Raw genomic sequence first — 24,010 nt, 5'->3', positions numbered from 1 at the left:
CTCCTTAATTTACACGGTTAGCTCGCCGCTTATTAGTTTGGGTAGTAGCAGGTCGCGGGCCTTAGCGAGACTGGCATTCTGTGACATTAGATTTCGAATCTGATCGAAGTTATTCTGAACTACCTGTACAAACTCATCCAAAATACTATTTGGAGGCAAGGGAACAGCATACTTATCAAGACAGGAATGCTGTACTTTCTGGCGACCAGACGAACCAGTCATGTTTTTGATAGCATTCACTCTAAACGGATACGAACAAGCTAAACAGTAAAATTCAGAAGGTACTCGCCTTCCTCTCAATACGATGAACTCTGTAGAACCACAAGCCACTTCATCTTCAGAAAGGAAATAAGCATAACCTGTTTTTCCGTTATCCAAACAAGGGGGAATCCGTGCTAACAAGACGTCATTCTTCTTAAATTTCACGTTGGTGTGTTTGGTACGCTGCTCAAAATCAGCTGTATTCGCCGTCATCGCTGATTCGGATAGTTATGACATGGGCACATGGCTAATTTCTTTACCTTTTTCGCCTGTAGCGGTCAACTCATCATCCAGCCAGGGGTTGGAGAGCGCCTTTGATGGCATCCTGCCTTGCTTGCGCTGACGTCCATCTCATGTGGCTTGAAGAAATCTTTGGTCAATAACCGTTGTTCAAGGTTAATGCCACGACTATCTAGAAAGCGTAACAACAAGACCAGGTTGTTAGCAGCAGCTAGCGTCGTTGAGAAGGCATAGCCTCTATTACGGATTTAGGTTGTTAAAAACAAAGTTGGGTAATACATGGGAAGGCCAGAAGCACGATCCACTACCATGCAATAGCGCTCACCACTATCCATGACAAATGTTGTAACTCTGTAGTTCTTTTCCATGCACTCACACCCCATAAAAATTACACGATTACAAGGTACACTATATGTGAAAAATCACCAATTTATACAAGACACTTTTTCCAGTGCCAGAAATAAAAACCCCTGAATTAACAGGGGCCTATGTTTACAGTCTTTACAGATAACTCTAAGGTCATCTTCAGAACGGAATATCGTCGTCGAAATCCATTGGCGGTTCGTTAGACGGTGCTGGTGCGCTCGGAGCCTGTTGCGGGCGAGACTGCGCGCCGCCACTGAATGCAGCGTTATTGCCTTGCGGCTGCTGCGGCTGACCCCAGCCACTCTGCCCGCCCTGGTTACCCTGGTTGCCACCCATTGGTGCACCACCCTGGCCACCCTGACGACCACCCAGCATTTGCATGGTGCCGCCAACGTTAACCACGATTTCAGTCGTGTAACGTTCCTGGCCACCCTGATCCTGCCATTTACGGGTGCGCAACTGGCCTTCAATATAAACCTGTGAACCTTTACGCAGATATTCACCTGCGACCTCAGCCAGCTTGCCGAACAACACAACACGGTGCCATTCAGTCTGCTCTTTCATTTCACCGGTCTGCTTGTCACGCCAGGATTCGGAAGTAGCCAGCGTAATGTTGGCTACTGCGCCACCATTTGGCATATAGCGTACTTCCGGGTCCTGGCCCAGGTTACCGACGAGAATCACCTTGTTTACGCCTCTGCTGGCCATGATAGTCTCTCCTGAAAAACGGTTAGCGATAGTTTAAACGCGGCATTCTAACACGCCAGTTAAGCAGATTATAGTTGCGATAATGCTTCCAGGGTATCGTTGTACGTTACATGCTTTACATAGAAACACTGGATATCCATTCAGGTTTTATTGTGTCATAATTAGCCGTTTCGGGTCGCCGGCTTTTCGTCTTGCTGGTTTTTAGTTGTAAAAACAAGGGCGAGAACCGGGATGACTGCATTTACTCCGGGGAAGGTGAATGGACAAGATAGAAATTCGGGGCGCCCGCACCCACAATCTGAAAAACATCAATCTGGTCATTCCGCGCGATAAACTGATTGTTGTGACGGGGTTGTCTGGGTCGGGTAAATCATCACTGGCATTTGATACACTGTATGCAGAAGGCCAGCGCCGCTACGTTGAGTCGCTTTCAGCTTATGCGCGCCAGTTCCTTTCACTCATGGAAAAACCGGATGTTGACCATATTGAAGGCCTCTCCCCGGCGATTTCTATTGAACAGAAATCCACATCACACAACCCGCGTTCCACCGTTGGTACTATCACGGAAATTCACGATTACCTGCGCTTATTGTTTGCCCGTGTAGGCGAGCCACGCTGCCCAGACCATGATGTCCCGCTGGCGGCGCAAACAGTGAGCCAAATGGTTGACAATGTGCTGGCGCAACCTGAAGGCAAACGCCTGATGCTGCTGGCTCCCATCATTAAAGAGCGTAAGGGTGAGCACAGCAAAACGCTGGAAAACCTGGCAAGCCAGGGCTATATCCGTGCACGTATTGATGGCGAAGTTTGCGATCTGTCCGATCCGCCCAAACTGGAACTGCAGAAAAAACACACCATTGAAGTGGTTGTGGACCGGTTTAAAGTGCGCGAAGACCTGGCTCAGCGCCTTGCGGAATCATTTGAAACCGCACTGGAATTATCTGGTGGTACTGCCGTTGTCGCCGACATGGACGACACCAAAGCAGAAGAACTTCTGTTTTCTGCGAACTTCGCCTGCCCGATTTGCGGGTACAGCATGAGCGAACTGGAACCTCGCCTGTTTTCCTTCAACAACCCGGCAGGTGCCTGCCCAACCTGTGACGGGCTGGGTGTACAACAATTTTTCGACCCCGAGCGGGTTATCCAGAATGGCGAGCTGTCACTGGCTGGCGGCGCGATCCGTGGCTGGGATCGCCGTAATTTTTACTATTTCCAAATGCTGCGTTCACTGGCCGATCACTACAAATTTGATATCGAAGCCCCCTGGGACAGCCTGGGCGCCGACATTCAAAAAGTGGTGCTGTATGGTTCCGGTAAAGAAACCATTGAATTCAAATATATCAACGACCGGGGCGATACCTCCGTGCGCCGTCACCCGTTTGAAGGGGTGCTGCACAACATGGAGCGCCGTTACAAAGAGACGGAATCCAATGCAGTGCGTGAGGAGCTGGCGAAATTTATCAGTAACCGCCCCTGCGCCAGCTGTGGAGGCACCCGCCTGCGCCGCGAAGCCCGCCATGTATTTGTAGAAAACACTCCGCTGCCAACTATTTCTGATATGAGCATCGGCCACGCCATGGATTTTTTCAGAAACCTGAAGCTGTCCGGGCAACGGGCCAAAATTGCTGAAAAAGTATTGAAAGAAATTGGCGACCGCCTGCAATTTTTAGTGAATGTCGGGCTGAATTACTTAACGCTGTCCCGTTCTGCGGAAACGCTTTCCGGTGGGGAAGCACAACGTATTCGTCTGGCAAGCCAGATTGGCGCCGGGCTGGTTGGGGTGATGTACGTACTGGATGAACCTTCTATTGGGTTACACCAGCGTGATAACGAACGCCTGCTGAAAACCCTGATTCACCTGCGTAACCTGGGTAATACCGTTATTGTGGTGGAGCACGATGAAGACGCCATTCGTGCAGCAGACCATATTATTGATATTGGGCCCGGAGCCGGGGTTCACGGCGGGAATGTGGTTGCCGAAGGGCCACTGGCAGATATCCTGGCGGTTCCTGAATCGCTGACCGGCCAGTACCTGAGTGGTGTGCGTAAAATTGGCGTGCCGAAAAAACGCATCCCGGCAGACCCGAATAAAGTGTTAAAACTGAGTGGCGCCCGGGGCAATAACCTGAAAGATGTCACACTGACTCTGCCCGTCGGGTTATTTACCTGCATTACCGGGGTTTCCGGTTCGGGTAAATCCACACTGATTAACGACACCCTGTTCCCGATTGCCCAGAAGTTACTGAATGGTGGCTCCAGCATAGAGCCTGCGCCTTATCGGGAGGTTCAGGGTATTGAGCATTTCGATAAAGTCATTGATATTGACCAGAGCCCCATTGGCCGCACCCCACGTTCTAACCCGGCAACCTACACCGGCATTTTCACCCCGGTGCGTGAGCTGTTTGCCGGTGTGCCGGAATCCCGTTCCCGTGGTTACAACCCCGGGCGTTTTAGTTTCAACGTGCGTGGTGGCCGCTGTGAAGCCTGCCAGGGTGATGGCGTGCTGAAAGTGGAAATGCACTTTTTGCCGGATATCTATGTGCCCTGCGACCAGTGCAAAGGCAAACGCTATAACCGTGAAACCCTGGAAATTAAATACAAGGGTAAAAATATTCACGAAGTGCTGGATATGACCATTGAAGAAGCCCGCGAATTCTTTGATGCCGTACCGGCGCTGGCTCGCAAGCTCCAGACATTAATGGATGTGGGGTTGTCCTACATTCGCCTTGGGCAATCAGCAACAACACTTTCCGGCGGTGAAGCACAGCGTGTGAAACTGGCCCGGGAGTTGTCCAAACGCGGTACAGGCCAGACGCTGTACATTCTTGATGAACCCACAACCGGCCTGCATTTTGCCGATATTCAGCAGTTGCTTGAGGTATTGCACCAGTTACGCGACCAGGGCAACACCATCGTGGTGATTGAGCATAATCTGGACGTAATTAAAACTGCAGACTGGATTGTGGACCTTGGGCCGGAAGGCGGCAGTGGCGGCGGGGAAATCCTGATTTCCGGCACACCAGAAACTGTTGCCGAATGCGAGGCTTCCCACACTGCACGCTTCCTGAAACCCATGCTGAAATAAACCGGGCTTAACGGGAATATTGCTGCCTCAGGGATGCAGGCAGCAATTCCAGCGCCTGTTGCCAGGCATCTTCCACCAGGTAATAAATTTGGGAATCCGGCAGGCTGCCATCCAGCCACAGTGTGCTCCAGTGCGCTTTATTCAGCAGTGCACTGGGGAAAACATCTTCATGAGACTGGCGTAACAGCTCGGCCAGTGCCGGGCTGGTTTTTAGCGAAAGCGCCGGGCGGCCATCTACTTCGTGCAACATAGCGAACATCACATCCGCCAGTTTAATTTGTGTTGCGGCCCACTCGCGGTGCGCCGACTGCGTCACACCCGGTTTATTCATGCAGAACGTGAGTAACTGAGACTGGTTCATGGCATTGGCTCCCCTTGTAGCGTCACGACAATACGCCGCGCGCCACCATGGATTCGGTGTTCCCCTAACCAAATCCCTTGCCATGTCCCCAGCGACACACGCCCGCGCTGTACGGGCAGGGCTAACGATACGCCAAGCAAAGAAGATTTGATGTGCGAGGGCATATCATCTGCCCCTTCGTAGTCGTGCTCATAATCGCCCTGGTCCGGAACCGTGCGTAAAAAATGCCGTTCCATATCGCCCCGCACCGTGGGATCACAATTCTCATTCAGTGTCAGCGAAGCAGAAGTATGCTGCAGCAATAAGTGCAACAGGCCAGTATTCACCTGGCTGAGAGCAGGAATATTGCCGAGAATTTCCTCCGTGACCAGGTGAAAGCCACGAGGTTTGGCGCTGAGTGTCAGAATCTGTTGATGCCACATGGTGTTGGTCCCTGGTTAACAAAAAGCACATGCAGGCACACATGCCTGCGTGTTTAAGTGTGCAGCATTTTGCTAAAAGGTAAACCCTGTGGCATCACAAGCAGCACAACCAGGCCGTGCTGCCGCCCTGGCACTCAGTATTCGGAATTAACAATCACCTCTTCGCCAAATTTACCGGCAGAAGGCAATGGGCGATAGGTGGAGTTGGAAGCACGCAACACGCGAATACCACGGATACCGGCATCGCGCGCCGCAGTGATATCGCCATCAGAATCGCCGTAGAAAATGCGGATTTGTTTATCCACCAGCCAGTTTGTTTTCGTGTTCTGGCCCGGGTTATCGCCGGCAAAAATCACCGGGTTCATACTACTGGCGGGAATATGGAAATCGTCCTGCAAGGTTTTAGAGACCGTTTCTGTTTTTGTCTGGCTGCGCCCGGTAATAAACCAAATGCTGTCACCCCGCCGGACGTGCATATCAATCAAGGCGCGGGCCACTTCTTTAGGGATGCTGAATTCATCCCAGCCATTATTCATTTTTTCCCAGAATGCCGGGTTGCTCAGGTAGTCATTGCTTTCCGGAGAGAACATTTTTTTGCCGCGGTAAAAGCCCGGGCTTGAGAACAACACAGTGTCATCAATGTCAAACCCGACAGCCATTGGCGGGCGACCAAGCAGGCTATTTTCAATTTGCGCCACAGATACCCAGTGAACCGGAGCCTGTGCGGCCAGTTGCGCAACGTTAATACCACTATAAAGCGGTGGTGTGGATTCTTTGGCAACTGCGGTATGAGACAGGGCCAGGCCCAGGAAGAGTGCGCCTAATGCGCGGGTCAGTTTATGCATGTTATCCCTGTGTATCACGGTGTTAGTTAATCTCGTTTTGCTCATCGCGTGAATCGAGGAAAACCTTAACGTTAAGCCGGTCCTGAGGGAAGGTTTTTTTATGCAGAAATAAGCAGAAAGTGTGATACCTGCCGGAATATTGCCACCCCGACAGGTAAGTAAGCACTCACATTACAGCAGCAAAGGCTTCGGCAACGCGGTTAACATTACGGGAGTTAAGCCCGGCCACACACATGCGCCCACTGGCTATCAGGTAAACCCCAAATTCATCACGCAGGCGGTCAACCTGAGCGGCACTCAGCCCGGTATAAGTAAACATACCTCGCTGTTTCAGGAAGTAGCTGAAGTCGTGGTTTGGCAGCGCCTGTTTCAGCGTTGCTACCAGAGCCTCACGCATGCTCAGAATGCGAACACGCATTTCTTCCACCTGGGCCAGCCAGTCGGCTTTCAGCGCCGGATCATTCAGTACCAGCGATACCACTTGCGCACCGAAATTCGGCGGGCTGGAGTAGTTACGGCGTACCGTGGCTTTCAGTTGCCCTAACACCCGGCTGGCGGTATCAGCGTCTTCACACACCACTGACAGCCCACCAACACGTTCGCCATACAGCGAGAAAATCTTGGAGAAAGAGTTACTGACCAGTGCCGGAATACCTGCGTTGGCAATGGCACGAATGGCATAAGCATCGTCATCCATACCCGCGCCAAAACCCTGATAGGCGATATCCAGGAACGGAATTAACTGGCGGGCTTTGAGCACCTCCACTACGGCATCCCATTCTGCCGGCACTAAATCAGAGCCAGTCGGGTTATGGCAGCAAGGGTGTAACAACACGATGCTTTTTTCAGGCAAACCGGCAAGGGTGTCCAGCAGGGCCTGAGTGCGGACCCCTTTGGTTTCGTCATCAAACCAGGGGTAAGTACCCACTTCGAAACCAGCACCCGCAAAAATGGCAATGTGGTTTTCCCATGTTGGGTCGCTCACCCACACACCGGATTCAGGGAAATAGCGTTTCAGGAAATCGGCCCCGACTTTCAGCGCCCCTGAGCCACCTAATGTCTGAATAGTGGCAATCCGACCTTCACGCAGCGCCGGGTGGTCTGCACCAAAGAGTAAAGGAGCAATGGCATTGCGATAGCCACCCAAACCTTCCATTGGCAGGTAAACAGATGCGCCATGAGGCGCGGCATTCAGACGGGCTTCGGCTTGTGCCACTGCCCGCAGTTGCGGAATGGTACCGTCTTCATCGTAATAGAGACCGATACTCAGGTTCACTTTATCCTGGCGAGGATCGTCTTTGAAACGTTCCATCAGCGACAGAATAGGATCGCCTGCGTAGGCGTCAACGTTCTGAAACACGCGGGGGTTCTCCTGATATCCATTAAGTAGGGGTGCCGCAAACTAAGGTTGTATTTACCTGGTTTTATCTCACGCCTCGGCAGCGGATAAAGCAGGCAACAACAAGCTGTTTAACGGAATTACCACAATAAACCGGAAGTAATGGGAAAGCGAGAGTAAAGCAGCGTGGATTAACGGTGGAACAACGATTTCAGGCGGTGTAACAATTTCAGGTGATATAACACCGGGCGGTAACCCGCCCGGATGAATGAATCAGTCAAGGTAGTGCATGGCGACACGAGATGTCAGGCGGGTAATAAGTTCGTAAGCACTCACTTTCGTTACTTCCGCTATGCGTTCGACGGGTAAGCCTTCTCCCCACATCACAACGCTGTCGCCGGGGTGTTCTTGTGCATCTGGCCCCAAATCAACACAAATCATGTCCATGGCGACCCGGCCAACCAGTGGCACTTCACGGCCATTCACCAGCACGGGCGTGCCTGATGGCGCACTGCGTGGATAGCCATCGCCATACCCCATGGCCACCACACCCAGGCGCGTATCGCGCTGGCTTACCCAGGTGCCACCGTAGCCTACTGGTTCACCGGCTTTGTGGTCACGTACCGCAATCAGGCTGGATGTCAGGCTCATAGCTGGCTGGAAGCCAAAGTCAGTTCCCCAGGGTTTGTGGTCCAGCGGAGAAACACCATAGAGAATAATCCCCGGGCGTACCCAGTCAAAATGAGACTGAGGCCAGAGCAAAATACCGCCCGAAGCAGCGATAGATTTCAGGCCAGGTTTGCCTTCAGCAAAATGGTTAAAAATAGCCAGTTGCTGTTCGGTCGCCCCCACTTCCGGTTCATCGGCACGGGCGAAATGGCTGACGATATTCACTGGCTGGCGCACATTTTTGCACTGGCTCAGGCGGGCATAAAACGCTTCTGCTTTTTCCGGGCGAACCCCCAGGCGGTGCATGCCGGTATCAAGCTTCATCCACACTGTGACGGGCTGGCTCAGCTGCGCCTGTTCAAGGGCTTCAAGTTGTTCTTCGCTGTGCACCGCTGTGTGGAACTGCTGGCTGGCGATAACCGGCAGGTCGCTGGCATTAAAAAAACCTTCCAGCAATAACACAGGTTGAGTGATGCCCCCTTCGCGCAGGCGGATGGCCTCTTCCAGGCGGGCAACGCCGAACGCATCGGCATCTGGCAGGGTACGGGCAGTTTCTAACAAACCATGCCCATAAGCGTTTGCTTTCACAACTGCCACCAGGCGGCTGGACGGAGCCAGTTCACGCAGGCGTTGCAGGTTATGTCGCAGAGCGCGGCGGTTAATCACAACAGTTGCCGCTTGCATGTTTATTCCTTCAATTATTCTTCGTCGTATTGCGGGCCTGCATAGTTATCGAAGCGCGACCATTGCCCGTTAAAGGTCAGACGCACAGTCCCGATAGGGCCGTTACGTTGCTTACCGATAATAATTTCCGCGATGCCTTTGAGATCACTGTTCTCGTGATACACCTCATCGCGGTAGATAAACATAATTAAGTCGGCATCCTGTTCAATGGAGCCGGATTCACGCAAGTCTGAGTTGACCGGGCGTTTATCTGCACGCTGTTCCAGTGAACGGTTAAGCTGTGACAGCGCCACCACCGGCACCTGCAGCTCTTTTGCCAGCGCTTTCAAAGAACGGGAGATTTCGGCGATTTCCAGAGTACGGTTGTCGGACAACGACGGCACGCGCATTAGCTGGAGGTAGTCGATCATTATCAGGCTTAAGCCATCGTGCTCACGGAAAATACGCCGGGCGCGAGAGCGAACCTCTGTCGGAGTCAGGCCGGAAGAGTCATCAATGTACATATTGCGCTTCTCCAGCAAAATCCCCATGGTGCCGGAGATACGCGCCCAGTCTTCATCATCTAACTGACCGGTACGGATACGGGTCTGGTCGACGCGAGACAAAGACGCCAGCATACGCATCATTATCTGTTCCGCGGGCATTTCCAGGCTGAAAATCAGCACCGGTTTATCCTGCAACATGGCGGCGTTTTCGCACAGGTTCATGGCGAATGTGGTTTTCCCCATAGAGGGACGCGCCGCGACAATAATCAAGTCTGACCGTTGCAGGCCTGCGGTTTTCTTGTTGAGGTCCTGGTAACCGGTATCTACCCCGGTCACGCCATCGTGCGGTTGCTGGTAAAGCGTTTCAATACGCGCAACTGTCGCTTCCAGGATCTGGTCAACAGATTTGGGGCCTTCATCTTTGTTGGCGCGGTTTTCTGCTATCTGGAAAACCCGGGACTCAGCCAGGTCGAGCAAATCTTCACTGGTGCGCCCTTGTGGGTCAAACCCGGCATCGGCTATTTCGTTGGCAACGGCTATCATTTCACGCACAACAGCACGTTCACGGACGATATCTGCATAAGCGCTGATATTCGCTGCACTTGGCGTATTTTTTGATAACTCAGCCAGGTATGCAAAACCGCCAACACTTTCCAGTTGCCCCTGGCGCTCCAGCGATTCCGACAGCGTTATCAGGTCAATGGGGTGGCCGGTTTCCTGCAGACGGTGCATTTCCGTAAAAATAAGCCGGTGCTGCCGGGTATAGAAATCTTCCGAGACTACGCGCTCGGCAACATCGTCCCAGCGTTCATTATCCAGCATTAACCCGCCCAACACTGACTGCTCCGCCTCAAGAGAATGCGGAGGAACTTTCAGCCCGGCCACTTGCAGATCACGCGGTTCGCGCGGCTCAGCGGGTTTGTTGAAGGGTTTATTTCCTGCCATAGTGAAAGGGTTTACCAAAAATTGAACGGGGAAACGTGGCATTATACCTGAAAACCGTCAGTTTGCAGGCAGTGGAATGCACTTACCTGTATCAGTAAACCACGATACCCACACAGGAGGCAGTGAAACAGTTATGGCAACGCGTATTGAATTTACCAAACATGGTGGCCCCGACGTGTTACACGCCGTGGACTGGACGCCCCCTGAGCCCGGCGACAACGAGGTCCAGGTTGAAAATAAAGCGATAGGTATCAACTACATTGATACCTATATTCGTAGTGGGTTATATCCCCCGCCTTCGTTACCCAGTGGGTTGGGAACAGAAGCGGCAGGCATCGTCGCTAAAACAGGTAAAAATGTCACCCATTTTCGCCCCGGCGACCGGGTGGTTTACGCCCAGAGTTCGTTAGGTGCTTACAGCAGCGTACACAATGTGCCTGAGCATAACCTGGCACTGCTTCCCCCGGCGATTTCCTTTGAGCAGGCAGCCGCGTCTTTCCTCAAAGGGCTGACCGTGTTCTACCTGTTGCGTAAAACCTATGAAATCAAACCCAGTGAAATGTTTTTATTCCACGCTGCGGCAGGTGGTGTTGGGCTGATTGCCTGCCAGTGGGCTAAAGCGCTGGGGGCAAAACTGATTGGTACGGTGGGTTCAGCACAGAAAGCTGAGCGGGCTATGCAGGCCGGAGCCTGGGCCACCATCAACTACCGTGAAGAGGATATTGCCGGGCGGGTTCGCACGTTAACTGGCGGGAAAAAATTGCCAGTTGTGTATGATTCGGTTGGTAAAGACACCTGGGAATCTTCACTTGATTGCCTGCAGCGCCGGGGTTTGATGGTTAGTTTCGGTAATGCTTCCGGGCCGGTCACAGGTGTAAATCTTGGTATCCTCAACCAGAAAGGTTCGCTGTATGTAACCCGCCCTTCACTTAATGGTTATGTTACTAACCGTGAAGAATTGCAGGAAGCGAGCAGTGAACTGTTCTCGCTGATTGCCAGCGGCGTGATTAAAGTCCAGGTGGAGGAAGCGCAGAAATTTGCTCTGGCAGATGCTGCCCATGCGCATAAGGTTTTGGAAAGCCGCCAGACTCAGGGCTCAAGCCTGTTAATTCCCTGACAAAGAAAATGGTAAAAATACAAATGATTAGGGCTTCCCGCAGGAAGCCCTTCATTTTTATAGTTCGCGCTGAATTTGTAGGGTACAGCTGCGATGAATTTGGTAGATAGCGAAAGCATAGTGACAGATTTAATAAGTAAATAATATGTTGTTAACGGAAAAGTTGTAAAAAAGTTCCAGGGTTGTGATCAGCCGCTCAAACAACCTGTCATATCAACGCATATCACGGCGATAATGTGAGCGTGATTGGGTATTGTTGCCATTATTTATAGCCCGGATAACCCACACAGCGACAATAGCCAGTAGTAACCAGGGCAACATTTTGAGCATTAACACCAGCAGCCCGCCAAAAAACATCACGCCCACAGCCACCAGCAGCGCAACAAAAACCCCCACCAGCGACACACCAGTCACCAGCAGCATAATAAAAAATCCCAGCACAAATAATAGTTCCAGCATCGTCAGTACCTCCAGGTAATAATCAGAGGTATTACAAGAACCATGCCAGAATATAATCACATGATTTTGAAACAAAAAACCCCAGCGCACAGGCCGGGGCATAGTGAATTTAACGATTATTGCGTCAATTTAATCAACACGTGCCACTTTGCTCAGCGCGGTCTCCAGAACCTGAATATCTGCGCCAGGTTTATGGGCATTTTCACTCAAGTAACGACGCCACTGGCGGGCACCAGGCACGCTCTGGAATAAACCCAGCATATGGCGGGTGATATGGCCCAGGTAAGCACCCTGGCTCAGTTCCCGCTCAATATACGGGTACATAGCCCGCACAACATCAGCCGGGGACGGGCTGGCAGTGGTGTCGCCAAAAATCTCGCGGTCAACAGACGCCAGTAGGCCCGGATTTTGGTAGGCCTCACGCCCCACCATCACGCCATCCATATGTTCCAAATGCTGTTTCGCTTCTTCCAGCGTTTTCACGCCGCCATTAATCGACATTGTCAGGTGTGGGAAATCACGCTTCAGTTGCCATACCCGGGGGTAATCAAGAGGCGGAATTTCGCGGTTCTCTTTCGGGCTTAAGCCAGACAACCAGGCTTTACGGGCGTGAATAATAAACATGTCACATCCACCCTGTTGGGAAACAGTTTGCACAAAATCACACAGGAATTCATAGCTGTCCTGGTCATCAATGCCAATACGGGTTTTCACTGTAACCGGAATCGACACCACATCGCGCATTGCTTTAACGCAATCCGCCACCAGTTGCGCTTCCCCCATCAGGCACGCACCAAAGCGCCCGTTTTGCACCCGGTCAGACGGGCAACCCACATTAAGGTTTACTTCATCATAACCACGTTGCTCAGCCAGTTTCGCACACTGCGCCAGGGCAGCCGGGTCGCTCCCCCCGAGTTGTAACGCAACCGGGTGCTCTTCTTCGCTGTAAGCCAGGTAATCGCCTTTGCCGTGAATAATCGCCCCGGTTGTCACCATTTCGGTGTACAGCAGCGTATGGCGTGACAGCTGGCGCAAAAAATAGCGGCAATGGCGGTCAGTCCAGTCCAGCATGGGGGCAATGGAGAAACGCGACGCTGAATACGCTGAGCACATAGAAACAACCTTTATGAAAAGTAGCGGTAAATAACAGTAACCCCACCACCAACCTGCACACCGGAGCAGGCTGGCGTAAAAATGGGCTACGGATTATACAGTCCAGGCCACAGTGGGGCAACGTGGAGGGAACAGGCAATGCCAATACCCGTAGCCGCGCCAGGCAAATAGTGCATTTTGCCGCGATATTTACCCGCCAGGTTTATACTTTGGCTTATGCACCACCATAAGCTGCGTGTACAGCGATGCGCTAACAAGGAGAATTATTATGCGTCACCGTCATACCTTCTGGATAAACGCACTACTCGCCATAAGCCTGGCATCACTTCCTGCTGCCGTTCTTGCCAATAATGGCAACGGGCATAAACCAGACAAAGCCAAACACAGCCAGGGAAATAACCACGGCAACAATAAACAAGATAAAGATATCGACTGGGGCGATTTCCGCCTGAAAGCAAAACATATGGGGTACACCGGGTATAAACCCCTGCCACCGGGGATAGCCAAAAAACTGGTGCGTGGGCAGCCTTTACCGCCGGGGATTGCCAAAAAAGCTATTCCGGGCGACCTGGGGCGTTTGTTGCCTTATTACCCGGGGCGGGAATGGCGCATTGTGGGAAATGATTTAGTGTCTGTTGTGATAAGCACAGCCATTGTTGCAGAAATTATTCATGATGCGTTTGATTAACCAGGTTACGGTGAGCAGGCCTCATTTCACCATGCCATGCAGTACACCATAACGCTTTTTATACTCACGCGGCGCCACGCCATTGTGGCGCCTGAAAATACGCGAAAAATACATTGCATCACTGTACCCTACCGCCTCGGCAATATTGCTTACCGATAGCTCCGTGCTTTGCATTAAAGCTCTGGCACGGTTAACACGCTGTTTCTCACGCCATGAAAAGATGGTCTCTCCCATTTCACTGCGGAACAGATGCGCCAGACGGGAAGGAGACAGAAATACCATCTTCGCTAACGCATCTACGGTCATTTCATCAGCAATATTGTTATTCAGATAGTCGCACAGTGCATTAATACGTGGGTCGACATTATGGCGGTTACTTTGCGGCTGCATCTGGAAGCAATGCAGAATCAGGCGTTCAAGGGCATTCATTGCCAGCGCTTCAGACAACGGGGCATCATCGCTGTTATGGTGAATAACCTCGGAAAACAGTGCCTTTAACCCTTCCTGTATTTCTGGTGTCTCACACTGTGTCCGGCCAATATTCTGATGGGTGTTATCCCAGCGCAGCCAGTCCAGCCAGTAAGGGCGGGGCATAAAATAGATCCATAAATGGTCCCAAAAATCATGGGATTCAGCACGCCCGTAGTGGTGTGGTATTCCAGGGGGAAACAGCACTAACTCCCCTTCCTGGCAGGTAATATACCCCTCACCTGCTTTAACCCGCCCGGCTCCACGTAACGTAAGGTTAATGATGTAACCTTTCATGCCTTGCGGGCGGTTGATGTAATAATCAAGCCGCCCACCACGGGATATGGGGGTATACCCCGACACCAGATACGCATTAAACGTAAAACTCTTCATCAGGGGAGAAAAGTTTACCAGGTCGTTCATATCCAGTGGCATATCCATCTCCTTTATGCCTCCTCCTGTTCCAGGTCAGAAGCAATAATTACTGTATCCCAGGGAGCCAGTATAAGGGGCGTGCCCCGGCTAACCCGGCCTTGCTGGAGTACCTGAACACCATTCACGGGTGCAGGCAAGTTTTGCGGTGTTGGGGAATAATTAAAGATAAACACCCTTTCCTGCCCGTCGGCCTGGTAAAGCCGCCGCACAATGACAGGGAAACTCGCATCTGCAGCCTGCGACGATAACCGGAGATCGGCAGTAAATTGCGAAAACAAACCATATAACCACGCTTTTTCCGGCAAAAAACCAACATACATAGCCTGCCCTTTACCATAATGAGCCCGTGTGACTGCCGCATATTGCCCCCAGGCAGGGTGATGGTAGCGTGTCATAACTTCTGTTTCCGGGTCTGGCGTCAGTAATTCTGCCCACAGCTCTGCCTCGGTGTCCGGTAACCCAATGGCACTGGCATCTACTTGCAGGGAATCCGGGCGCGTGAACTGGTTATAGGTTACGCCGCACACATCACGCAGGCCGCCGGGTTGTGGTGTGCTACGAACTTTCACGTTCTCATCACTGAAACCTGATTTAAAACTAATAACCGCACGACCGCCACGTTCAACCCAGGCGTGAATCCGGGACAACAGGCCGTCCGGCGCACTGTAAAGTGCCGGAATAATCATTACTTTGTATTTATCGCACTGAGCGTCCACATCATTAATAATGTCCACACCCACGTTGTTGTCGTACAGAGCATCATGGAAACGGCGGAAAATATCATTCCAGACATTGGTTTTGCCGTCTGCCGGAGGGAAGTGATTCAGCGCATCCATAGCCTCATTGCTAATCAAAATAGCCACATCATGGCGGGCTGACAGGCCAGATAATTGTTCACCATACTGCGCGAAGTCTTTACCAATGGTACAGGCTTCACGCCAGGTGGGGTTGGGCGCGAAATCGTGGCTCAATAACCCTTTCCAGTATGTTTCAAAGGAGTTGTGGATAGAGTGCCAGTGCCAGTAAGAAACCATTCGCGCACCCTGGGCAATATGGCTGAATGCCTGCAGCCGCAATTGCCCAGGGTATGGAGTCCATTCAGGGAAGCCCTGTGCCTGGGTTTCCAGCACGAAATAATTGGCACCCTGTTTAATTCCGCGAGTTATTGCGCCGCCAAAGGCGATTTCGCGCCCTGTCAGGTGATCCTGGGTGGGATGGTAAATATCCACCCCGGCAACCGTCAGCGCCCGGGCCGCAGCAAAATGATCCACCCGTGGCTGAACCCCATATGAATAGCCGCGCCATTCAAAATCAAAGTTATGAGTAATAAACTGGCCGGGCTTGCAGTACTCACGCACCAGCTCCCCCTGCCAGGCCAGATAAGCCGTCACTTGCTCGCGTTGATACTGAGAGAAAGCACAAGCCAGGCTGGCATTAATGGTGCTTTCCACCGGAGGGAAGTCAGCCCAGTCATCAATGCGATTGCTCCAGTAATCCAGGCCAAAGTCATGGTTAAACTGGCTGATATCCGGGTAGCGCACCTTGAGCGACTCAATAAACCCGGACTGCATCCAGTGGCCGGTGTTGTCATAGTGCTTAGTTTCATTATCCAGTTGATACCCAATAACTGCCGGATGCTGACAAACATGCGCCATCAAAACCCGGATGATATTTTCCGCATAACGGCGAAACACCGGGTTGACGATGTCCATGATTTGGCGCGGGCCATACTTCTGGGTACCCTGAACCGTCGTTACCATCACTTCAGGGTGTTTTTTGGCAAGCCAGGCTGGAATGGCATACGTCGGCGTCCCGATAATCACCGCAATCTCTGCGGCATGCATGGCATCCAGAACACGGTCAATATGGTAGAAATTGTAGGTGCCTTCAGCCGGTTCCAGTGTACTCCAGGTGGATTCAGCAATACGGACGACGTTAATTCCGGCCGCCAGCATCATTTCAATATCTTTTTCAAGGCGGTCTTCCGGCATATATTCATCGTAATACGCCACACCATAATATAATTCAGCCATACTGCCTCCTCCTGGGGTTATTTAGCTAAAACAGGCTCAGAAATAAACGCTCGTGCTTTGTCCAAAGTCACTACGGACATCAGCGTAAAGAACAGCGCGATACCTCCCAGTAAGATATAACTATCCTGGAACCCGTAGCGTTGGTACATATGACCAATACCCGTTGAAAGAAAAATTGAACTAAAGCTCTTCGAAAATTGGAAACCTATTAAATAAACTGTTGCAGATAACAGCGGGTTAAAATTAGCCGTAATATATTTAAGCGCGGCCACCAGCAATACTGAGCTTTCAAAGCCGTGCAACAATTTGATAAGGCTGATAGAAACTGGCCCAATTGCCCACGCAGAACCAATAATACGAAAACTCATTATCATGCCACAGTATATCAACGCATTTTTTGGGCCTATTTTGTTAACAAACCATGGGGCAAAAAACATCACCAATGCATCCAGGAAAATTTGCCCGGTAGTCAGGTAACCGAAGACTTCTGCGCCGCGCGCTTTGGTTTCGAAGAAATGGCTGTAATAAATAGCGAATTGCTGGTCATAGGTTTCATAAATAGCACCAACACCAATCATATATGCACCAAAGAACCAGAATTTCCTCATCTTTAACAGCGTGATGGCATCATTCAGGTTGACAGGTGAACGCGCTGGCTGCACTACCTGCCCTTGTTCATTCTGGTCCGGCCGAGTTTTCCACACTGTAAATAACAAAAATACCCCGGCAACACTTGCCATCCAGAAAATATAGTTGGCATCGAAACCAAACAGTTTTCCGGCGATAAAGGTGCCAATGGCCGCACCAAAGCCACCGAACATACGTGCCCGACCAAATTCAAAACCAGTGGCGCGACTGACTTTATCTATATAAGCTTCACATACACCGCAGCCAGCACCATACGCCAGGCCGATATAAATACCTCCGGCAAGGGCACCGAGTATGACATTTACTTTTAATAATGGCGCGAAAACATAAATCCAGTAAGGCGCAAATAACGTAATAATAATCGCCAGCATCCACATTAAATTTTTGCGGTAAACCAGCTTATCTGAAATAAATCCGAAGAAAGGTTGAACAGCAACAGACACAATAGCGGTAAAAGAGTACACCAGACCAACATCTGTGTAATCAACACCAATTTTCTCTGTTAACCACAACGACAGATAAGGATAACAACACCCCCATCCAATGAAGAAAAACAGAAAGAACAGGCAGCTCATGACATAGTTTTTATTTAATGAAACCATGATACACCCCGGTACAGTAATCGATAAAATGCACTGCAAAAATTACTACGAGGCGAGAGTATTAAGGTGGAAAGTTTCGCTGGAAACCTGTAAAAATCTGCTGTCTGATTATGAGTTGTGAAACAGCTCACAACCTCCCCATAACCACAGGGGAATTTCTGCTGTCATCCAGCATTGATACTTTCCCGACCAGCACCGTTAAGAGTTACCTGAAATACCCGGACACAATTTCTCAGCAAAAATGCTTCACATTTTTTATAACGGCAATTATGTTATGTTATAACATTATTTACAGGCGTTTTTACAATGCACTCTTCTGCAAGCCACCACTCCTTGTTAACGCTGTCCTCACTACTGCGCATTGTGTGCGCACTGGCGTTGCTGGCCGGGCTGTGGTGCGCCATTTACTGGGCTAACGCACTAGCATGATACACCTTGAGAATTTAGCTACAGGCTACCGCCGTCAGCGCATTGGCCCACCTTTTAATGGCACCTTTCATACCGGTAGCCTGACAGCCATTGTGGGCGCCAACGGCACCGGGAAATCCACTTTACTAAAAACGCTGGCAGGTATTTTGCCGCCAGTTTCCGGCCAGGTGAGCTTCCCGGAAGGCCGGCCACGCATTGCCTGGCTGCCGCAACAAGCTGAACTGGACCACCAATTTCCACTGACCGTGTTTGACGTAGTGTCTATGGGGTGCTGGCCCGCATTGCGCTTCTGGCAACGCTTCTCTCGCCAGCGTATGGCACAGATCTGGCAGGCTATTGAGCAGGTTGGCCTGGTTGATATGGCGAAAAACACCATCAATACGCTTTCTGGCGGGCAGTTCCAGCGCATGCTGTTTGCCCGGTTACTGCTACAACAGGCACCACTGGTTTTACTGGATGAGCCATTCACGGGTATCGACCAGAAAACCGGCGAATTACTGGTCAGCGTAATGCAACAAATGCACCGCGACGGGCAGACGCTGATTGTTGTTCTCCATGACAGCAGCCTGGTAAAACGCTGCTTTCCGGACACTCTGCGCCTTGAAAACCAGCATTACCAATGGGGGAACACCCTGGAAGTGATGGCGTAAATGCTGTCCGGGGTTAACTGACATGTTTTATCACACCATTATCGATCCTTTTATTCAGTTCGGTTTTATGCGCCGGGCGCTGGTCGCCTGCCTGGCGCTGTCACTGAGCATTACTGTACCGGGTGTATTTTTGCTGTTACGCCGTATGAGCCTCGCCGGAGATGCGCTATCCCATGCCATTTTACCTGGGGTTTCAATTGGTTATTTGATGTACGGCATGTCGCTGGTAGCCATGGGGTTTGGTGGGTTTATCGCCGGGCTGTTAGTTGCACTGGCTTCCGGCTGGGTGAGCAACCTGACACCGTTACGGGAAGATGCCAGTTTTGCCGGCTTTTACCTGGGTTCACTGGCGCTTGGCGTAACCCTGGTGTCATTACATGGCTCCAGTGTCGATCTGCTGCATATGCTGTTTGGCTCCATTCTTGCGGTAGACAAACAAGCATTATTTTTCGTGGGCTATATCGCATCATTTACCTTGCTGTGTATTGCCCTGCTCTACCGTTTGCTGGTGATGGAAGCGTTTGATAAAGCATTCCTGACAGTGAATGCCCGCCGGGCTCCGGGAATCATCAATGCGCTGTTTATGACACTGGTGGTGCTGAACCTGGTGGCGGGTTTTCAAATCCTCGGCACGCTGATGACAGTAGGCCTGATGATGTTGCCTGCAATTTCAGCCCGCTGCTGGGTGAACCGGCTGCCCGCCTTGCTCACCGTCTCAGCAATATTAACTGCGTTGTCTGCTTTTATTGGCCTGGTGTTCTCGTTCCATGCGGGGATACCCGCAGGCCCGGCTATTGTGCTCACCGCCGCACTTTTCTTTATGGTCTCAATTCTCTTTGGGGCTCACAACGGGCTGATTCCCGTTTTTGGCAAGCGAACCACTCAGAAGGAAACGTCATGAAATCCATTAAGCCTTTATCTCTGGCAGTGCTGTTGCTCAGCCCGGCTGCTGTTTTTGCCGCAACACTGAATACCGTCGCCAGTTTCTCTGTGCTGGGCGATATTGTGAAAGAAGTGGGCGGCACACATGTGCATGTCACGTCACTGGTGGGCCCGAATGGCGACCCGCACACCTTTGAACCGAAACCGGCAGACAGCCAGATCCTGCACAATGCTGATGTCGTTTTTGTCAGTGGTCTGGGAATGGAAGGCTGGATGGATCGCCTGATCAGCGCATCGGGTTATAAAGGCGAAGTAGTCACAGCTTCCGAGGGTGTTAATTCGCGCCAGATGCAGGAAGATGGCAAAACTGTAACAGACCCTCATGCCTGGAACAGTGCGGCCAATGGCGCAATTTACGCACGTAACGTTATGAATGCGTTAATTAAAGCAGACCCACAAGACGCCGATTATTTCCGCCAGCACGGTTCTGCTTATATTGAAAAACTGAACAAACTGGATGCCTGGGCGAAACAAACCTTTGCCGCTATTCCAGAAAGCCGCCGCCATGTCATCACCAGCCATGATGCCTTTGGGTATTTTGGTGCCGAATATGGTGTGAAATTCCTTGCACCGGTAGGCTTTTCTACTGAAGCCGAAGCCAGTGCCAGCGATGTTGCCGGGCTGATTAACCAAATCAAGCAGGAGCATATCCACACCTACTTTATCGAAAACCAGACAGACCCGCGCCTGGTAAAACAAATTGCCGCAGCAAGTGGTGCTAAACCTGGGGGTGAATTGTACCCGGAAGCATTAACCACTAAAGACGGGGTTGCCCCGACTTATGTGGCGGCGTTTAAACATAACGTGGAAACCATCGCTGCCAGCATGAAATAACAGGCAGAGTAACACCCCGGCGAGCGACTGCCACCGGGGTGTGTTTTATCAGAAGGTGAAAGTCAGTTGCGCACCCGCGCCCCATGTTTCTTTTTCTCCCACCAGGCCATTAATATCCAGGTGAACCCGGTTAAATGGCGCAAAACCCAGGCCTGCAGTCACTGCATTGTTATCATTGCCTTTAATATCAGCCTGGTAACCCGCCCGCACTGCCAACCAGCTTAATGGGCGAACTTCAGCCCCGGCTCTCAGGTATTGTGAGTTCTCTTCGCTCTTAAAACCTTTGGTTTCTGTCAGGTCGCCATCGGCTGTCAGTGTCAGTAACTCGTTGCTCCACGCAACCCCCGCCGTTACCAGTGGTGAAATTTGGAAGGTATCTTTGTAGCCGTTGATCTCTTTGGTATCGATATCGCGCGGAACCAAGTTTTGCCCACTCAAGCCAACCGTCCAGTGTTCACCGAAGTCTGCCGCGATCCCCGCATCCACGTTAAACCCGGTGTCGGTGTTGCGGTATTTACTGTCACGCAGGTCGTCACTGTTATAGTTGTAAATAGAAACGGAGTAGTTATACAGCCAGGTTTTTTGCAGTTTTGGCGTCACACCAACGGATACCGGAACACCGCCAATATCAAACTGTTTTGCCAACGCAATCCCGTAATCAGAGACAATCGCTGCCCGGCCAAAGCCGGTTGATTTCAGGTTGTCCTGCACAGCACTGGGATCCAGAGCTGCGGCTGCGGCTGCAGTAGTACTGTTGGAAATATTTTGTAACAGCGCAACATCATTGGGATCGATATAAGAACTCACCCGCGCGCGCGCCCAGGCCTTGGTGACAAACGCCATCGAGATAGTACTGGTGGGAATACTGACCGCCAGACCAGCAGCTGCTTTAGCGCTGGCTGTTTTGCCATCCAGATAATTCAGTTCATCAGCCAGATCGCCTGCCGCAGCCTGAATTCTGGGTAATTGCTGGGTGAAATTCAGAAATGTGATGTTGCCGATTTCATCCCGCCAGGTGTCCACTCTGTCACTGATGTCGTCAATTTCATTACGCAGGTTGTCTTTGTCTGATATCACAACGCCTACCGACGGCAGCACAACAGACACGTTGTCATCGTCGTGAGATTTCGCCAGCAGAGCCGGGTTTATCAGCACACCACTGCCATAACTGGCAGAAGCGACCCCTGCCCCCCCCATCCCATCACTCCGCGATTCGGCCCAGGTATTGGCAGCCAGCACTGGGTGAGCAATCAAAAATGTGGCAGTCATGGTCGCCACTGAAACTTTGCTTATTCTGTTCACAGGCATTCCGTCCAGGTATTGTGAATAATTTTCGACCACCCTCTTTATCACCCAGGTAGCCGCAAGCTATTGCTGTGAATAACGGCGAAAAAAGCAGGTTATTGCAGTGTTTAAAAAGACGTATCCATCCTGGACAAATTGTTATTTTGTGACCTACCTCATATGTATAGTTCAGGTTTTTGATTTTTGTGAAGGTTTCCCGGCAAAGCGCACCACATTACCAGGCTCCACTCGATGCAGGCAAACGCGGCAATGTGGCGCACATATCGGTGTTTTGAGCGGTTCATGGTAAAGTAGCCTCTTTACGACCATGTTGAGGGGCGGGATGGATAAGTCTGGGACACAAAACCTGTTAGCTCGGGCAGAAAAGCTTTGCCAGCAGCGCAATGTACGCCTGACACCACAGCGCCTTGAAGTGCTGCGCCTGATGAGTGAGCAGGACGGGTCGATAAGCGCATATGACTTGCTGGACTTATTGCGTGTCGCAGAACCTCAGGCCAAACCTCCCACAGTTTACCGTGCTCTGGATTTTTTGCTGGAACAAGGGTTTGTTCACAAAGTTGAATCCACTAACAGCTACGTGCTGTGCCACCTGTTTGACCAGCCCACTCATACCTCCGCCATGTTTATTTGCGACCGTTGCGGCGCAGTGAAAGAAGAGTGTGCGGAAGGTGTAGAAGACATCATGCACAGCCTGGCGGCCAGCATGGGGTTTGCATTGCGCCACAATGTCATTGAAGCCCATGGTTTATGTTCACAATGCGTGGAAGTGGAAAGCTGCCGCCATCCGGAAAGTTGTGGGCATGACCATTCTGAACAGGGTAAGAAGAAGCGCTAACCACTGTTTGGCTACAGAGGGCCGTGAAGCCCTCTGTGACGATGAATCAAAGGGAATTTACCACCGGTAGTCGTCGCGTTTTTCCCAGGCGGCCACTTCTTCTTCAGCCCGGGCTTTCGCGTAACCATAACGTTCCTGAATTCGGCCTACCAGTTGGTCACGCTTCCCTTCAATGACTTCCAGGTCATCATCGGTCAGTTTGCCCCACTTTTCTTTCACCTTACCTTTGATGATTTTCCAGTCTCCACTGATTTCCGTCATATTCATCACAGCGTCCTCGCGGTTGGTTAATTGAAACAGTGCCGTTTACTGACAGCTTGTTTTGCTTACCTCATGAAAAATTGTAGTTCATCGAATTGTATTTGATTATTTTTTAAGAATGTTTAACTGACAAACCCGAATAATACCGCCTGTAAATTCCTTTCAAACAGCGCTGCCTTTTCCGCTCGCTGGCATTCCGTTGTTAATAACTTGTAAAACCCACCGGGGAAAATGATTTCCCCCTAAAATAAGTTGCGGTAACATTGGCGGAATCCCCCGTGAAGGCCTGCCGCTTATGCCACCAGAAAATTTGCTCCTTGATAACCAACTGTGTTTTTCCCTCTATTCGGCGAACCTGGCACTGAATAAAATCTACCGTAATGTGCTTAAGCCTCTGGAGATAACCTATCCCCAATATCTGGTGCTGCTGATCCTCTGGGAATCTGACCAACAAACGGTTTCGGCCATTGGTGAGCGCCTGTTCCTGGATTCCGCCACCCTTACGCCGTTACTGAAGCGCATGGAAGCCGCCGGTCTGGTTGCCCGCCAGCGATCCACACAGGATGAACGCCAGGTGATTGTCAGCCTGTCTGATAAGGGCCGGGGCTTGCAGCAACAAGCGGAAGGTATTCCTCAACATATTTTGTGCGCTTCTGCCTGTGACCAGGCCGAACTCATCACGCTTAAGCAACAACTCGATACCCTGCGCAATCAGTTGATCAAAAACGCCTGAAAGCTTTAAAGGCAAGAAACACGAAAAACACAGCCCGGTGCTCTGCCA

General features: G+C 51.2%; 24 protein-coding genes. 9 read left to right on the top strand and 15 right to left on the bottom strand.

Going from position 1 to position 24,010, the window contains the following annotated elements:
- Positions 1–9 precede the first annotated feature (9 nt).
- Both DES37_RS15540 and ssb1 read right to left on the bottom strand, forming a co-directional pair.
- Positions 10–474, bottom strand: a complete 465-nt coding sequence (locus DES37_RS15540; protein ID WP_110026613.1) for a restriction endonuclease subunit S — start codon at positions 472–474, stop codon at positions 10–12.
- A gap of 552 nt (positions 475–1,026) precedes the next feature.
- Positions 1,027–1,575 carry a single-stranded DNA-binding protein SSB1 gene (gene ssb1 / locus DES37_RS15530; protein WP_036116551.1) on the bottom strand — a complete coding sequence of 183 codons (549 nt, stop codon included), beginning with the start codon at positions 1,573–1,575 and terminating at the stop codon, positions 1,027–1,029.
- A 259-nt stretch (positions 1,576–1,834) separates the two neighbouring features.
- On the opposite strand from ssb1, the gene uvrA reads away from it, so the two are divergent.
- Complete coding sequence (uvrA, locus tag DES37_RS15525; protein ID WP_110026611.1) at positions 1,835–4,660, top strand: excinuclease ABC subunit UvrA; 2,826 nt, start codon at positions 1,835–1,837, stop codon at positions 4,658–4,660.
- 7 nt (positions 4,661–4,667) lie between these two features.
- Here the strand turns inward: uvrA and DES37_RS15520 are convergent, their stop codons facing one another.
- The 6 genes from DES37_RS15520 to dnaB all read right to left on the bottom strand — a co-directional run bounded on the left by DES37_RS15520 (position 4,668) and on the right by dnaB (position 10,410).
- Positions 4,668–5,021 carry an MmcQ/YjbR family DNA-binding protein gene (locus DES37_RS15520; protein WP_036116546.1) on the bottom strand — a complete coding sequence of 118 codons (354 nt, stop codon included), beginning with the start codon at positions 5,019–5,021 and terminating at the stop codon, positions 4,668–4,670.
- The gene (locus DES37_RS15515; RefSeq protein WP_110026610.1) at positions 5,018–5,443 is read right to left on the bottom strand and encodes a secondary thiamine-phosphate synthase enzyme YjbQ; all 426 of its coding nucleotides are present in this window, start codon (positions 5,441–5,443) and stop codon (positions 5,018–5,020) included. Before DES37_RS15515 ends, DES37_RS15520 begins: the two co-directional genes overlap by 4 nt.
- A 134-nt stretch (positions 5,444–5,577) precedes the next feature.
- The gene (aphA, locus tag DES37_RS15510) at positions 5,578–6,288 is read right to left on the bottom strand and encodes an acid phosphatase AphA (protein ID WP_110026608.1); all 711 of its coding nucleotides are present in this window, start codon (positions 6,286–6,288) and stop codon (positions 5,578–5,580) included.
- Positions 6,289–6,454: 166 nt separating this feature from the next.
- Positions 6,455–7,648, bottom strand: coding sequence for an amino acid aminotransferase (locus DES37_RS15505; protein ID WP_110026606.1), 1,194 nt, complete (start codon positions 7,646–7,648; stop codon positions 6,455–6,457).
- Between the two features lie 252 nt (positions 7,649–7,900).
- A complete protein-coding gene (alr, locus tag DES37_RS15500) occupies positions 7,901–8,980 on the bottom strand; it encodes an alanine racemase (RefSeq protein WP_036116538.1) in 1,080 nt (359 codons plus the stop codon).
- A gap of 14 nt (positions 8,981–8,994) precedes the next feature.
- The gene (gene dnaB / locus DES37_RS15495) at positions 8,995–10,410 is read right to left on the bottom strand and encodes a replicative DNA helicase (RefSeq protein ID WP_036116608.1); all 1,416 of its coding nucleotides are present in this window, start codon (positions 10,408–10,410) and stop codon (positions 8,995–8,997) included.
- 133 nt (positions 10,411–10,543) lie between these two features.
- On the opposite strand from dnaB, the gene DES37_RS15490 reads away from it, so the two are divergent.
- A complete protein-coding gene (locus DES37_RS15490) occupies positions 10,544–11,527 on the top strand; it encodes a quinone oxidoreductase (protein WP_110026811.1) in 984 nt (327 codons plus the stop codon).
- A gap of 213 nt (positions 11,528–11,740) precedes the next feature.
- Here the strand turns inward: DES37_RS15490 and pspG are convergent, their stop codons facing one another.
- Both pspG and dusA read right to left on the bottom strand, forming a co-directional pair.
- The gene (gene pspG, locus DES37_RS15485) at positions 11,741–11,986 is read right to left on the bottom strand and encodes an envelope stress response protein PspG (RefSeq protein WP_036116536.1); all 246 of its coding nucleotides are present in this window, start codon (positions 11,984–11,986) and stop codon (positions 11,741–11,743) included.
- A gap of 129 nt (positions 11,987–12,115) precedes the next feature.
- Complete coding sequence (gene dusA / locus DES37_RS15480) at positions 12,116–13,099, bottom strand: tRNA dihydrouridine(20/20a) synthase DusA (RefSeq protein WP_110026605.1); 984 nt, start codon at positions 13,097–13,099, stop codon at positions 12,116–12,118.
- 268 nt (positions 13,100–13,367) lie between these two features.
- On the opposite strand from dusA, the gene DES37_RS15475 reads away from it, so the two are divergent.
- On the top strand, positions 13,368–13,787 hold the full coding sequence (locus tag DES37_RS15475; RefSeq protein WP_036116533.1) for an anti-virulence regulator CigR family protein: 420 nt from the start codon (positions 13,368–13,370) through the stop codon (positions 13,785–13,787).
- Positions 13,788–13,808: 21 nt separating this feature from the next.
- Here the strand turns inward: DES37_RS15475 and araC are convergent, their stop codons facing one another.
- The 3 genes from araC to DES37_RS15460 are packed head-to-tail and all read right to left on the bottom strand — an operon-like array spanning position 13,809 to position 17,973.
- The gene (gene araC, locus DES37_RS15470; RefSeq protein WP_110026603.1) at positions 13,809–14,690 is read right to left on the bottom strand and encodes an arabinose operon transcriptional regulator AraC; all 882 of its coding nucleotides are present in this window, start codon (positions 14,688–14,690) and stop codon (positions 13,809–13,811) included.
- 11 nt (positions 14,691–14,701) lie between these two features.
- Positions 14,702–16,723 carry a beta-galactosidase gene (locus DES37_RS15465; RefSeq protein WP_110026601.1) on the bottom strand — a complete coding sequence of 674 codons (2,022 nt, stop codon included), beginning with the start codon at positions 16,721–16,723 and terminating at the stop codon, positions 14,702–14,704.
- Positions 16,724–16,740: 17 nt separating this feature from the next.
- Complete coding sequence (locus DES37_RS15460) at positions 16,741–17,973, bottom strand: oligosaccharide MFS transporter (protein ID WP_110026600.1); 1,233 nt, start codon at positions 17,971–17,973, stop codon at positions 16,741–16,743.
- Positions 17,974–18,279: 306 nt separating this feature from the next.
- On the opposite strand from DES37_RS15460, the gene DES37_RS26065 reads away from it, so the two are divergent.
- Genes DES37_RS26065 through DES37_RS15445 form a run of 4 tightly spaced genes read left to right on the top strand, consistent with a single transcriptional unit; the run spans position 18,280 to position 20,828 of the window.
- Complete coding sequence (locus DES37_RS26065) at positions 18,280–18,402, top strand: hypothetical protein (RefSeq protein ID WP_281271488.1); 123 nt, start codon at positions 18,280–18,282, stop codon at positions 18,400–18,402.
- Positions 18,399–19,052, top strand: a complete 654-nt coding sequence (locus DES37_RS15455) for a metal ABC transporter ATP-binding protein (protein WP_110026598.1) — start codon at positions 18,399–18,401, stop codon at positions 19,050–19,052. Before DES37_RS26065 ends, DES37_RS15455 begins: the two co-directional genes overlap by 4 nt.
- 22 nt (positions 19,053–19,074) lie before the next feature.
- Positions 19,075–19,953: a metal ABC transporter permease gene (locus DES37_RS15450; protein ID WP_036116522.1), complete on the top strand. Its 879-nt coding sequence runs from the start codon at positions 19,075–19,077 to the stop codon at positions 19,951–19,953.
- On the top strand, positions 19,950–20,828 hold the full coding sequence (locus DES37_RS15445; RefSeq protein WP_110026596.1) for a metal ABC transporter substrate-binding protein: 879 nt from the start codon (positions 19,950–19,952) through the stop codon (positions 20,826–20,828). The genes DES37_RS15450 and DES37_RS15445 overlap by 4 nt, the downstream gene beginning before the upstream one ends.
- Before the next feature lie 48 nt (positions 20,829–20,876).
- On the opposite strand, the gene DES37_RS15440 is transcribed toward DES37_RS15445, so the two are convergent.
- Positions 20,877–22,130 carry a conjugal transfer protein TraF gene (locus DES37_RS15440; RefSeq protein ID WP_110026810.1) on the bottom strand — a complete coding sequence of 418 codons (1,254 nt, stop codon included), beginning with the start codon at positions 22,128–22,130 and terminating at the stop codon, positions 20,877–20,879.
- Between the two features lie 325 nt (positions 22,131–22,455).
- On the opposite strand from DES37_RS15440, the gene zur reads away from it, so the two are divergent.
- Positions 22,456–22,968 (top strand): zinc uptake transcriptional repressor Zur, encoded by a 513-nt coding sequence (gene zur, locus DES37_RS15435; protein WP_036116517.1) that lies wholly within the window; start codon positions 22,456–22,458, stop codon positions 22,966–22,968.
- Between the two features lie 57 nt (positions 22,969–23,025).
- On the opposite strand, the gene DES37_RS15430 is transcribed toward zur, so the two are convergent.
- Positions 23,026–23,235 (bottom strand): CsbD family protein, encoded by a 210-nt coding sequence (locus DES37_RS15430; RefSeq protein WP_036116515.1) that lies wholly within the window; start codon positions 23,233–23,235, stop codon positions 23,026–23,028.
- A 289-nt stretch (positions 23,236–23,524) separates the two neighbouring features.
- On the opposite strand from DES37_RS15430, the gene DES37_RS15425 reads away from it, so the two are divergent.
- On the top strand, positions 23,525–23,962 hold the full coding sequence (locus DES37_RS15425; RefSeq protein ID WP_110026594.1) for a MarR family winged helix-turn-helix transcriptional regulator: 438 nt from the start codon (positions 23,525–23,527) through the stop codon (positions 23,960–23,962).
- Positions 23,963–24,010: the final 48 nt, after the last annotated feature.

Source organism: Mangrovibacter plantisponsor, from assembly GCF_003182475.1.
GTDB lineage: Bacteria > Pseudomonadota > Gammaproteobacteria > Enterobacterales > Enterobacteriaceae > Mangrovibacter > Mangrovibacter plantisponsor.
Note: the sequence above shows the minus strand (reverse complement) of the source record. Positions and strands in the feature narration are given on the sequence as shown.